At 65.0% G+C, this 12,449-nt stretch carries 13 protein-coding genes; 12 read left to right on the forward strand and 1 reads right to left on the reverse strand.

The window, feature by feature from the left end:
* The first annotated feature begins 256 nt into the window (after positions 1 to 256).
* Positions 257 to 760: a DUF1269 domain-containing protein gene (locus JQ635_RS12090; RefSeq protein ID WP_211410080.1), complete on the forward strand. Its 504-nt coding sequence runs from the start codon at positions 257 to 259 to the stop codon at positions 758 to 760.
* 18 nt (positions 761 to 778) lie between these two features.
* Here the strand turns inward: JQ635_RS12090 and JQ635_RS12095 are convergent, their stop codons facing one another.
* Positions 779 to 1,489, reverse strand: coding sequence for a Bax inhibitor-1/YccA family protein (locus JQ635_RS12095; protein ID WP_211410081.1), 711 nt, complete (start codon positions 1,487 to 1,489; stop codon positions 779 to 781).
* Positions 1,490 to 1,754: 265 nt separating this feature from the next.
* Here JQ635_RS12095 and JQ635_RS12100 point away from each other — a divergent pair, with 265 nt between their 5' ends.
* The 11 genes from JQ635_RS12100 to JQ635_RS12150 all read left to right on the forward strand — a co-directional run bounded on the left by JQ635_RS12100 (position 1,755) and on the right by JQ635_RS12150 (position 12,417).
* Positions 1,755 to 1,985: a DUF6894 family protein gene (locus JQ635_RS12100; protein WP_211410082.1), complete on the forward strand. Its 231-nt coding sequence runs from the start codon at positions 1,755 to 1,757 to the stop codon at positions 1,983 to 1,985.
* A gap of 152 nt (positions 1,986 to 2,137) precedes the next feature.
* On the forward strand, positions 2,138 to 3,571 hold the full coding sequence (locus tag JQ635_RS12105) for a basic amino acid/polyamine antiporter (protein ID WP_211410083.1): 1,434 nt from the start codon (positions 2,138 to 2,140) through the stop codon (positions 3,569 to 3,571).
* Between the two features lie 30 nt (positions 3,572 to 3,601).
* Positions 3,602 to 3,841, forward strand: a complete 240-nt coding sequence (locus JQ635_RS12110; protein WP_211410084.1) for a hypothetical protein — start codon at positions 3,602 to 3,604, stop codon at positions 3,839 to 3,841.
* 29 nt (positions 3,842 to 3,870) lie between these two features.
* Positions 3,871 to 4,989 (forward strand): AI-2E family transporter, encoded by a 1,119-nt coding sequence (locus tag JQ635_RS12115; protein WP_211410085.1) that lies wholly within the window; start codon positions 3,871 to 3,873, stop codon positions 4,987 to 4,989.
* Between the two features lie 10 nt (positions 4,990 to 4,999).
* Positions 5,000 to 5,599 carry a hypothetical protein gene (locus JQ635_RS12120; RefSeq protein ID WP_211410086.1) on the forward strand — a complete coding sequence of 200 codons (600 nt, stop codon included), beginning with the start codon at positions 5,000 to 5,002 and terminating at the stop codon, positions 5,597 to 5,599.
* Positions 5,600 to 6,085, forward strand: coding sequence for a DUF992 domain-containing protein (locus tag JQ635_RS12125; RefSeq protein WP_211410087.1), 486 nt, complete (start codon positions 5,600 to 5,602; stop codon positions 6,083 to 6,085).
* Positions 6,086 to 6,124: 39 nt separating this feature from the next.
* Complete coding sequence (locus JQ635_RS12130) at positions 6,125 to 7,195, forward strand: HlyD family secretion protein (protein ID WP_211410088.1); 1,071 nt, start codon at positions 6,125 to 6,127, stop codon at positions 7,193 to 7,195.
* Positions 7,192 to 9,969: a ribosome-associated ATPase/putative transporter RbbA gene (gene rbbA / locus JQ635_RS12135; protein WP_211410089.1), complete on the forward strand. Its 2,778-nt coding sequence runs from the start codon at positions 7,192 to 7,194 to the stop codon at positions 9,967 to 9,969. The genes JQ635_RS12130 and rbbA overlap by 4 nt, the downstream gene beginning before the upstream one ends.
* Positions 9,970 to 11,082 (forward strand): ABC transporter permease, encoded by a 1,113-nt coding sequence (locus JQ635_RS12140; RefSeq protein ID WP_211410090.1) that lies wholly within the window; start codon positions 9,970 to 9,972, stop codon positions 11,080 to 11,082. It abuts the gene before it with no gap.
* Between the two features lie 157 nt (positions 11,083 to 11,239).
* Positions 11,240 to 11,809 carry an HdeD family acid-resistance protein gene (locus tag JQ635_RS12145; protein ID WP_211410091.1) on the forward strand — a complete coding sequence of 190 codons (570 nt, stop codon included), beginning with the start codon at positions 11,240 to 11,242 and terminating at the stop codon, positions 11,807 to 11,809.
* A 365-nt stretch (positions 11,810 to 12,174) separates the two neighbouring features.
* Complete coding sequence (locus tag JQ635_RS12150) at positions 12,175 to 12,417, forward strand: hypothetical protein (RefSeq protein ID WP_349631858.1); 243 nt, start codon at positions 12,175 to 12,177, stop codon at positions 12,415 to 12,417.
* The last annotated feature ends 32 nt before the right edge of the window (positions 12,418 to 12,449 follow it).

Genomic DNA, 12,449 nt, shown 5'->3' on the forward strand with positions numbered 1-12,449 from the left:
GTGATCGACTTCTTGCTCGACACGCGATCGACCGCGCGCGCTGCACGCGCAGCGTCTCCATCAAGTCTCCGACAATGACTGGATGATTCCCTCTCCCGTGCCAGGCAATCACCCGATAGCGAGAGCGTTGCGGGCGCCCCTATTGGGACATTCATCCGCCTGAGGCAGGGTTTCCTCTGATCCCGGAGGTGCAGCCCGCGGGATACCGTCCGCACCAACATTTTGGTCCGCATTTTCGATCCAACGGGAGGTCTTCATGTCCGATCTGGTCGCGATCGTGTATCCGTCCGAGGCAAAAGCCGAAGAAGTGCGTCAGCGGCTGCTCAAACTGCAGAAGGAATATCTGATCACCATCAGCGACGCCGTGATCGCCGTGAAGACGGATGCGGGCGGCATCAAGCTCAATCAGCTCGTCAACACCACTGCCATGGGCGCGATGACCGGGAGCTTCTGGGGCCTCCTCATCGGAGTCCTCTTTCTCAATCCGATCCTCGGGGTCGCCGTGGGCGCCGCGTCGGGCGCGCTGGGCGGTGCGCTGTCCGACTTCGGCATCGACGACTCCTTCATGAAGAACCTGTCAGCCAATCTCCAGCCCGGTAACGCCGCCCTGTTCGTCCTGATCAAGCACATGACCGCGGACAAGGTGATCAAGGAGATCAAGGACGCCGGCGGCGTCGTGCTCAAGACCTCGCTCGATGAGACCAAGGAAGCGGCGTTGCGCGACGCCCTCGCCAGTAGCGTGGAGCGACCGGCGGCCTGAGCCGCCGGCTCTCGCGTCTCAACGACGGCCACCGGAAAGTCGCAGCAGCATCATGAACAGGTTGAGGAAATTGAGATAGAGCGACAGCGCGGCGACGACCGACTTGCGGCCCGCGGCGGTGTGGTCATCCGAGATCTCGTACATCCCCTTGATACGCTGGGTATCGTAGGCCGTCAGGCCGGCAAACACGCCGACACCCACGATCGAGATCAGCCAGTCGAGTGCGCTCGACCCCAGGAACAGGTTGACCAGGCTCGCGATGATGATTCCGATCAGGCCCATGAACAGGAACGTGCCCAATCCCGAGAGGTCACGCCGGGTCGTGTAGCCGAGGACACTCAGCGCGCCGAACATTGCGGCCGCGATGAAGAAGACGCGGGTGATCGACGAACTGGTATAGATGTGCAGCAATATCGATAGCGACACGCCGACCAGCGCCGAATAGACGAAGAACAGGGTCCGCGCCGTGGACACCGACAGCGTGTTGATGCGCGAGCCGATGAAGAACACCAGGGCGAGCGGCGCCAGGATGAAGACCCACATCAGGGGGCTCTGGAGCAACTCGGGGCCGATCGACTGATAGGTCACCCAGGCGACGACGGCGGTCAAGCCGACACCGGCGGCCATGTAGCCGTAGATGCGCAGCATGTAATCGCGCAATCCGGCATCCACCGCGATCTGACCGCCGGCGGCGTCTGTGGCCGTCAGGTTGTGATCATAGTTCGACATCGCTTGCCTCCTCTGGCGCTCGCCGAGTGAGGCCACGCTAACCTTCGAACCTGCAGACCAACATCGGTCAATCCCCCGAAGGCCATCGGTGAAAACCACCGCCTTGCGATGCAAATCGCACGGCGGCGCCAGAGCGCCCATGGCACCCGCGTTCATGACCAATCCGCAAGTCGGGAACTTCTGTCTGCCGCCCTTAAGTCTTTTGGCGGAGGCACCTTACGCCGTTGTCACTGGAGGCCCGCCGCGGTCCGGCCTAATCGGGGGCATGCGCTTTTTCTTCCATATCGCGGACAAGTACGGTGTCTCGACCGACCGGATCGGATGCGAGTATGCCGGGCAGGACGCAGCCGTCCTGCATGCCAGCCGCCTAGCCGCCGAGCTTGCCAAGGCCGGCGAATTCTTCCGTGGCAGCGTCGTCCTCGTTGCCCGGGCCGCGGGGTCCTTCTCCTGCTCCGCGAGCGAGGAGGACGCCGCCGCGCTGCCTCCCAACACCTGACGCCCGCACCAAGACGCTCCGCGCGCCCGCCGATTTCCTGCCCTGCTCCCTACAGAGAATCCCTGATGGGCGTACGGGGTGCGGCCCTCTAAGGTTCGCGCATGAGGCGGTCGCTGCAACTGCGGCCGTCTCGGATTGGAAGGCCATCCGTCATGGCGGCGAACGAGGCCGATCAGAAACTCTCGCGCAACGCGCTGATTGCGCTTGTGATCGGGTCGATGGTCGGCTCCGGCATCTTCGCATTGCCGGCCCAATTCGGACGCGCCACCGGCGCTCTCGGCGCGATCATCGCCTGGGTGATTGCGGGCACCGGCATGCTGACACTGGCCTTCGTGTTCCAATCGCTGTCCCGGCGCAAGCCGGAGCTCGACGCCGGCATCTACGCCTACGCCAAGGACGGCTTCGGTGACTATATCGGCTTTGCCTCCGCGGTGGGCTATTGGATCGGCTGCTGCCTCGCCGACGTCGCCTGTCTCATCCTGATCAAGGCCACGCTCGGGCAGTTCTTCCCCGTCTTCGGCGACGGCACGACGCCAATCGCGATTGCCTCGGCGTCCCTGTTGCTGTGGAGCGTCCATGTCCTGGTGCTGCGGGGCATCAAGGGGGCTGCCGCGCTCAACACCGCCACGACCTTCGCGAAGATCATTCCGATCCTGCTGTTCATCGTCGTGGCTGCGATCGCCCTGAACGGCGAAGTGTTCTCGGGCAATTTCTGGGGTGCAGAGCGGCCGGACGCCCGGGACGTGCTGACCCAGGTCCGCAGCACGATGCTGCTCACGGTATTCGTGTTCGTCGGCATCGAGGGCGCAAGCGTGTATTCGCGCTACGCCAGGACGCGTTCCGACATCGGCATCGCAACGGTCACCGGCTTCCTGACGGTGCTCTGCCTTCTCGTGCTCGTGACGCTCCTGTCCTACGGCATCCTGACGCGGGGTGAGCTCGCGGATCTGCCGACACCGTCGATGGCAGGCGTGATGGAAGCGATGGTCGGCCGCTGGGGCGGCGTGTTCATCAGCATCGCCTTGCTGATCTCGATCCTCGGCAACTACCTGTCCTGGTCGCTGCTTGCGGCCGAGATCCTGCACTCGGCCGCGAACCAGCGCACCATGCCGGCCTTTCTCGCGCGCGAGAACGCGCACAAGGTTCCTGTCGGTGCGCTCTGGCTCACGAACTGCGTGATACAGACGTTTCTCTTCGTCAGCTGGTTCGCCGAATATGCCTTCACGCTCGCCCTAAAGATGACGAGCGCGATGACGTTGATCCCGTATTTTCTCGTCGCGGCGTACGGCCTGAAGCTCGCATCGACCGGCGAGGCCTATGATGCCGACGAGCGCGCCCGCACCAGCGACGGGATCGTCGCAGCCGTCGCGACGCTCTACGCGGCCGGCATGATCTACGCCGGCGGACCGAAATTTCTCCTGTTGTCCGCAATCCTCTACGCGCCGGGAACGCTGCTGTTCCTGATCGCCAAGCGCGAGCGCAAGGAGAGGCTGTTCAGGCCGGTCGAATCCGTCCTGTTCGGGGCCATCGCCATCGCCGCGGGCGCCGGAATCTATGGGCTGGCTGTCGGAGCCATCTCGATCTGACCTGTTATCGCTGACCGCATGGAGGCGAGTATGAACATCTGGACCGTGTATCGCTCCTTGATCCTGGGCGCAGTGGTGGCCGTCGCCGCGCCGTCGACCATTTGCGTGGCTCAGCCGAAGGACGGCACCGTGGCGGCACCGAACCAGACCGGCACGGCCGCGCCGAGCGATGCAAGGCCCAACACCAATACGAATCCGGTCAAGCACCGCTACTGGCGTCATCGCGGCGGCAAGCATCCGCACTATGGCAGCCGCCGCGTTCGTACCTGAGACACGGCCACATGACGGCGGACCGATCAATGAGCGATTCCAGGATCGGACCAGAGCGGGTCCGCGGGGTCGTTCTGCACGAGAGCCCCGTCGACGAATCCGGGCAAGCCGGAGGGCCGAGCCTCCTCGCGATCGGCCTCACTTTGCTCGCCGTAGCCGTTGCCCTGTTCCTGGTATGGCAAACGGTGTCCAGCCTCCTCATCGTCTTCGCGGGGGTGCTGTTCGCAGCCTTTCTGGATGCCGCGGCGCGGGCCCTGGCGCCTGTCCTTCCGCTCAACCGTATCTGGCGTCTGACATTCGTTCTCATGCTGCTCTCGGCCCTGTCGGGCTTCGGGCTGGTTTGGGGCGCCGGCAAGCTGCCGGAACAGACGCGCCTGCTGCTCAAGGTCATGGATGCCCAGGTCGATATTCTGCAAGAGCACCTGTTGTCCTATGGCGTGGACCTGCTCGGCCCGGAATGGGGGCGCGACTTCGCGCAATGGCTGTTCGCCGATCAGGGCCGGTTTCTCAGCCACGCGCAGTTCCTGCTGGGGGGCGCCTCGAGCCTTCTGACCGGCGTGCTCGTGGTCGTGTTCCTGGGGATTCTCTTTGCCTTCGATCCCACCAGCCACCGCGAGAGCCTGGTCTTGTTGGTCAGACCATCCTATCGCGCCCGCATGCGCGCCGTGATGGACGAGATCGGCAACGTCATGCGGCTGTGGTTCGTCGGCCAGTTGATCCGCATCATCCTGATGACGCTCTGCGTCTGGCCCGCACTCTATCTCATCGGACTGCCAGGGCCGTTCCTGCTGGCGCTGCAGGCGGGCTTGTCGAATTTCATCCCCTATCTCGGGCCGATCGTCGCCGCGATCCCGATCGCGCTCGTGGCGATGCCGCTCGGCGCCTCGCTGCTGATCTGGGCCGTCGTCGTCTACACCATCATCCAGTCGATCGAGGGCTACGTGATCGGCCCCCTGATCCAGCGCCGGGCGGTCGAGACACCGCCCGCCTGGACACTGGTTGCGATCGTCCTGCTCGGCGCCCTGTTTGGCGTCATGGGCATCGCGCTGGCGATGCCGCTCGTCGCCGTCGGACGGGTCGCGATCATCCGGTTCTACGTCGAGGACTATCTCGGCGACCGCCGCGAGCCGGCAACGGAAAAATCGTGAGTGACCCGCCATGAGCGAAATCGATGCACAGCCGCGCGATGCCCCCGAGCCTCCCCCGAGGCGCGCAGCGGCAGGCCATTTTCTCTGGCAGCAGCTTCCGTATGTCGTCGCGCTGCTGCTCGCCATCGCAGGCGTCGCTTATACGAACGTCTCGCACCAGCCCCTGGTCGGCTATTGGGAGTTCCTGGCGCTTGCCATCGGCGTGGTCTGCGTCATCACCAAATGGCCGGAGACCGAAGGCAGGGAGAAGCAGATCCGCCTGGTGTGGACCCAGGCACTGCACTGGATCGCGGTCCTGATCACGATGAACATCATGCTGGTCTCCGGGGTTCAGCAGATGCTTCCGACGCCGGCGACCGGTCTCGTGCTGCTGACGCTGCTTGCGCTCGGCACGTTCCTTGCGGGCGTCAGCCTGCTGTCGTTGCAGATTGCCTTTCTCGGTCTTGCGATGGGCGCGGCCGTCCCGGCGATATCCTGGCTGAAGCAATCCATCTTCTTCTTCCTGCTCGGCGCCGTGCTGCTGATCGGCCTCGCGATCTCGTTCTGGCTGCGCCAGGACAGCCGCCCCGCGGGCGCAGCGACCGGAGCCCAACACCAGACGGAGGCTTGAATGCGAACATTGCGATGTCTTGCGGCCATCTGCGCGTTGACCGTTCTTTGCACCACCACGGCGTCCGCGCGGGCCGAGAGATTCAGGATTGGCAGGCTGCTGTGCTTCTCCGAACCTCGCGTCGGGCTGGTGCTGGGCTCGACACAGGCGATGCGCTGCGTATTCACCGGGCTGCGCCCGCCGCGGCAGTACGTCTACGAGGGACGGATCAGGCGCGTCGGCCTCGACCTCGGCGTGACCAGCGCCGGCACGCTGTCCTGGGCCGTCTTCGCCCGGAACTCGCGGATAGGCCCCGGCACGCTCCGCGGCAGCTATGTCGGCGCGAGCGGCAATTTTGCATTGGGTCCCGGCCTCGGCGCCAACGTCCTCATCGGCGGCTCACGGCAGAGCGTGATGCTGCAGCCGATCTCGATCGAACGTTCGATCGGGCTCAATCTCGCGGCTGGCGTAACCCATCTGACGTTGGGACCGCGAGGCCCGCAATAATCTGCATCCCCTGGTGGTTCAATGAAAACGACCTGGACCATGACACGCAATCGAAAACGCTGGCTGATCGCCATCCTCGTTGCTGCTTTCGGCGCAGGCGGATACTTCGCCTGGCAGACACTCGGGAGCGACAGCCTTCCGAGCGGGTTCGCCAGTGGCAACGGGCGCATCGAGGCCATCGAGATCGACATCGCCACCAAGACGCCCGGGCGCATCCGCGACATCCTGGTGCGGGAAGGCGATCTTGTCTCGGCGGGACAGGCGCTCGCGCAGATGGATACCGTGCAGCTCGAGGCGCAGTACCGCCAGGCCCAGGCTCAATTGCGGCGTGCCACGATCGGCATCGAGACCGCCAGGAGCCTCGTGACCCAGCGCCAGGCCGAGAAGAAGTCCGCGACGGCCGTTGTCGACCAGCGCGGCGCAGAGCTGGACGCCGCCGATCGAAAGCTGCAGCGCTCCGAGCAATTGATACGAACCAATGCCGTATCCCAGCAGGTGCTTGACGACGACCGCGCGGCTGCCAACGGCGCCCGCGCAGCCGTCGCCGCGGCGGAGGCCCAGCTCGCCGCCTCGGGCGCCGCCATCGGTGCGGCCGAGGCGCAGGTGGTCGATGCGGAGGCAGCGGTCGAGGCGGCAAAGGCGGCCATCGAGAGCATCAAGGCCGACCTCAACGATTCGACACTCCGCGCACCGCGCGACGGGCGCGTCCAGTTTCGCGTCGCCCAGCCTGGCGAGGTTCTCAGCGCCGGCGGACGCGTGCTCAATCTGGTCGATCTCGGCGATGTCTTCATGACCTTCTTCCTGCCGACGGCGCAGGCCGGCCGTGTCGCGATCGGCTCCGAGGTCCGCCTCGTCCTCGATGCCGCGCCGCAATGGGTCATCCCGGCCACGGCGACGTTCGTTGCCAGCGTTGCCCAGTTCACGCCGAAGACGGTCGAGACCGAGGAGGAGCGACAGAAGCTGATGTTTCGCGTCAGGGCGCATATTTCGCCGGAGCTGCTGCGACGAAACATCGAGCAGGTCAAAACCGGCCTGCCCGGCCGCGCCTTTGTCCGCCTCGATTCCAACGCCGCGTGGCCGGCACAGCTGACGGAACGCCTGGTCAAATGAACAACGAGTCGCCCGAACCTCGATCCTCCGTCGCGCCGGTGATACGCCTCGAGGGGGTCGGCCTGCACTACGGGGCGATCCGCGCACTTGATCGCATCGCGCTCGAGATTCCCGCAGAACGCATGGTGGGCCTGATCGGTCCCGATGGCGTCGGCAAGTCCAGCCTGCTGTCGCTTGTTGCCGGGGCTCGCGCGATCCAGGATGGCCGCGTCCACGTGCTCGGCGGAGACATGGCCGACGCCGCTCACCGGCGGCGGACCTGCCCGCAGATCGCCTACATGCCGCAAGGCCTCGGCAAGAATCTCTACCCGACGCTCTCCGTCTTCGAGAATGTCGATTTCTTCGGCCGCCTGTTCGGCCATGACAGGCGCGAGCGCGAGGAGAGAATTCGACAGCTCCTGGGGAACACCGGCCTTGCGCCGTTCGCCGACCGGCCTGCGGGCAAGCTGTCCGGCGGCATGAAGCAGAAGCTCGGGCTCTGCTGCGCCTTGATCCACGATCCCGACCTGCTGATCCTCGACGAACCGACCACCGGCGTCGACCCGCTCTCGCGCCGCCAGTTCTGGGAGCTGATCGACGAGATCCGGAAGGATCGCCCCGGTATGAGCGTCATCGTCGCGACCGCCTACATGGAGGAAGCGGCGCGGTTCGACTGGCTGGTTGCGATGAATGACGGGCATGTGCTCGCCACCGGGACTCCGGCCGAGTTGCTGCGACAGACCGGCACCGACAATCTCGATGCCGCCTTCATCGCCCTGCTGCCCGAGGAGCAGCGTCGGGAGCACAGGGAGGTGGTGATCCCGCCTCGCGCGCGCGATCGCGACGACGACATTGCGATCGAGGCCAAGCATCTCACCGTCAGATTCGGCGACTTCACGGCGGTCGACAATGTCAGCTTCCGCATCGCCCGCGGCGAGATCTTCGGCTTCCTCGGCTCCAACGGCTGCGGCAAGACCACGACGATGAAGGTCCTGACCGGACTGTTGCCGGCCAGCGAGGGCGATGCCCGGCTGCTGGGGCGCGAGGTCGATCCCAGGGACATGGATGTGCGGCATCGCGTCGGCTACATGTCGCAGGCGTTCTCGCTCTATTCCGAGCTGACGGTCCGCCAGAATCTCGAGCTGCACGCGCGCCTGTTCCGGCTCGCATCTGAGACGATCGACGATCGGGTCCGCGACATGGCCGGACGCTTCGATCTCACCAAAGTGATCGACGCCCTGCCCGACGCCCTGCCGCTCGGCGTCCGCCAGCGCCTTTCGCTGGCCGTCGCCATGATCCATGCGCCCGACATCCTGATCCTGGACGAGCCGACGTCGGGCGTCGATCCCGTGGCGCGCGACGGCTTCTGGCAGATACTGTCCGACCTGTCGCGCCAGGACAGCGTCACCATCTTCGTTTCCACCCATTTCATGAATGAGGCGGAGCGCTGCGACCGCATCTCGCTGATGCATGCCGGCAAGGTCATGATCAGCGATACACCGGAACGGATCGCAGCACGGCGCGGCAATGGAAGTCTCGAAGAGGCTTTTGTCGCCTACCTCAAGGACGCAATCGCCGCGACGGAGACGACTGAGACCGCTCCCGCGCCGCAAGTGGCAACCACCGCGACCGCGAAGACGCACGGCGCGATGCATGGCGCATTGAGGTTCTTCGATCCGCGCCGCATGTTCGCCTACACGCAACGGGAAGCGCTCGAGCTCAAGCGCGATCCGATCCGCGCCACCCTCGCGATCCTCGGCAGCCTCATCCTGATGTTCGTGATGGGCTATGGCATCAACATGGACGTCGAAGACCTCTCCTTCGCCGCCATGGACCGCGACGACACCACGGTGAGCCGGGACTATATCCTCCAGATCGCCGGCTCGCGCTACTTCACCGAGCTTGCGCCAATCACCGACTATGACGATCTCGACCGGCGCATGCGCAACGGCGAGCTCAGCCTCGCCATCGAAATTCCTCCGGGCTTCGGCCGCGACGTCGCGCGCGGCAGCAATGTTCAGATCGGCGCATGGGTCGACGGCGCAATGCCGTCGCGTGCCGAGACGGTGCGCAGCTACGTGCAGGCGATGCACGCGACCTGGCTGGCGCAACGCGCCCGGCAACTCTATGGCAATGCCGCCACGACCGGCGACTTCCAGCTCGAGGTCCGCTTCCTCTACAACCCCGACATCCGGAGCATCGTCGCGATGGCGCCGGCCGTGATCCCGATTCTGCTGCTGATCATTCCGGCGATCCTGGCGACGCTGAGCGTCGTGCGCGAGAAGGAGCTCGGATCGATCATCAATTTCTACGTCACGCCGGTGACGCGCATCGAGTTCCTGGTCGGCAAGCAGCTTCCCTACGTCGCGCTCGCCATGCTGAACTTCTTCCTGCTGACCGCCTTCGCAGTCTTCGTATTCCGTGTCCCCTTCACGGGCAGTTTCGTCGCGTTCACGTCGGCCGCGCTCCTGTACGTCATCATCACTACTGCGATGGGTCTGGTGATTTCGTCGTTCATGACGAGCCAGATCGCTGCGATCTTCGCGACGGCGCTGCTCACCATGATTCCGGCCACGCAATATTCGGGACTCGTCGATCCCGTATCCTCGCTCCAGGGCGCCGGCGCGATTATCGGGAGGATCTATCCGGCCGCGCACTTCGTCACTATCACGCGCGGCACATTCTCCAAGGGGCTCGACTTCGGCGATCTCTCCGGACCGTTCCTGGCACTTCTCGTCACCATTCCGGTGCTGCTCTCTCTCGGCGTCGCATTCCTCAAGAAGCAGGCGAATTAGATGCGCAGCGGCAATATCGTTCAGCTCGGCGTCAAGGAACTGCGCGGCCTCGTGCGCAATCCCATGATGCTCGCGCTTATCATCTACGCCTTTACCGTCTCGATCTACACCGCCTCCAGGGCCCAGCCGGAGACGCTCAACCAGGCGGCACTGGCCATCGTCGACGAGGACAAGTCGCCCGCCGCCACGCGCATCATCACGGCGTTCAGCCCACCCTATTTCGCGGTTCCGCGACTGATATCGCAGTCGGACATGATGAGCCGCATGGACGCGGGCCTCGACACCTTCGCACTCAACATCCCACCCAACTTCCAGCGCGACCTGCTTGCGCAGAGATCGCCGGCCATCCAGCTCAATGTGGATGCGACCCGGATGTCGCAGGCTTTCACGGGAAGCGGCTATATCCAGTCCATCGTCAGCGACGAGGTCAGCGAGTTCCTGTCACGCTATCGTTCGGCTGCCCCCCTGCCGATCGATTTGGCGCTGCGCGCACGCTTCAATCCCGAGCTCAACAAGAGCTGGTTCGGGGCCATCAACAACATCATCTCCTCCGTCACGATGCTGTCGATCATCCTGACCGGGGCGGCCCTGATCCGGGAGCGCGAGCACGGCACGATCGAGCATCTGCTGGTCATGCCGGTGACACCCTTCGAGGTGATGGCGAGCAAGATCTGGTCGATGGGGCTGGTCGTCCTGGTCGCAGCCAGCGTGTCGCTCATCTTTGTCGTGCAGGGACTGCTGGCCGTCCGGATCGGCGGCTCGGTCCCCCTCTTTCTGTGCGGCACCGCGCTCTATCTCTTCGCCACCACCAGCATGGGCATCTTTCTCGCCACATCCGCCGGCACGATGCCGCAGTTCGGTCTGCTCTTGATGCTGGTGCTGATGCCGCTACAGATGTTGTCGGGCGCCACGACACCGCGGGAGAGCATGCCCGAGCTGATCCAGAACATCATGCTCGCCGCGCCGAACACCCATTTCGTGATCATGGCCCAGGCCATCCTGTTTCGCGGCGCCGGGCTCGGCGTCGTATGGCCGCAGCTCGCGGCATTGCTGGTGATCGGCGGACTCTTGTTCGTCCTGTCCCTGCGTCGCTTCCGGCAATTCCTGCGGTGAGGTCCTGCGGGATCAGCTGCGTCCGGCCGGTACAGACCCGAAGAGGAATGCGAACATTCCCGCCCGGCGGCTCAGGGTTTCGTCTGATGTCGGCGCGGCGGGTTCGCCGCTAGGATTCACCGTCTTTCGATGGAACCATCGTGTCCGGGAGGATTGCATGACAGCCTATGACAGCCGGTCCGGCATCGAAGCGCTGGGCCCTCCGCCGCTCTGGGTCTGCGCTCTCCTCGGCGCCGTCTTGATCGCCGCCGGCATTTTCGCTTTGGGCGACGTTGCGTTCGCGACCATCATCAGCGTCAAGTTCATCGGGCTTACCGCGATCGCCGCCGGCGGGTTCGAGATCGCGCATGCGTTCTGGACCAAGGAATGGGGTGGCTTCCTGTGGCGGATCGTTCTCGGCGCGCTCTACCTCGTCTTTGGCCTGCTGCTTCTCACACAGCCCGCCTCCGGCGCGCTGATCCTGACCTATTTCCTCGGCGCGGTGCTGTTCGCCTCCGGCGTCATCCGGTGCGTGCTGAGTTTTGCCTATTGGCATCAGAACGGCTGGATGATGCTGATCTCCGGCATCTTTGCCGTCATCGCCGGCGTGCTCATCCTGTTCGGCTTCCCCGACATCAGCGTCTGGGCGCTTGGCTTCCTGCTCGGTGTCGACCTGATCTCGCATGGCCTCGCATGGTTGCTCTATGCGCTGCAATCGCTGCGGACAGCCGAATCACAAAGGAGATAAGCACAATGAATGCTCCCAACCGCCGTGCCTTCCTCGGTCTTGCAACGAACGCCATTGCCGCGGCCGCAATCGGCACCGTCGGCGTTCGCCTCATCGGCGTCGCGGAGGCGATGCCGATCGATCCCGATCCCGGGCGGGCCGGCGGGTCGTCGATCCCTGTCATGCCGGCGCAGTGGGGACCGGGGCCCGGTCCGGGCTGGGGAGGCCCGGGCTGGGGCGCCCCGCCACCGAGTCCCGGTTGGCGTCCCCCACCGCCGCGTCGTCGTCGCCGCTGGGTTTGCTGGTGGCATCGCGGCCGCCGTCATTGCGGATGGCGCTGGCGCTAGGACGCGTCCCGAGCCCTTGCCAAGGTGATGGAGGGAATTGTGCGCAACAATTACCAATGGGTCCTCGCCGCCGTGCTGGCCGCGCTTCTCGTTGCGGCGCCCTGGTTTTGCGTGTCGGTCTGGCGCTCGACGCCGGCGATGCCGGTCTACGGCAATGTCATCCTGGCCGGGGCCGCCGTCCTCGTCCTGGTGTCGGGCTGCGGCCTGATCGCACTGATGTTCTACAGCCATCGCAAGGGCTACGACGAACCCGCGCGCAGCGACAGGGCCGCGCGGGAGTGACCCGGTCCGCTGTTCTGAGCCTGGAGCAAGGA

Source organism: Bradyrhizobium iriomotense (assembly GCF_018130765.1).
GTDB lineage: Bacteria > Pseudomonadota > Alphaproteobacteria > Rhizobiales > Xanthobacteraceae > Bradyrhizobium > Bradyrhizobium iriomotense_A.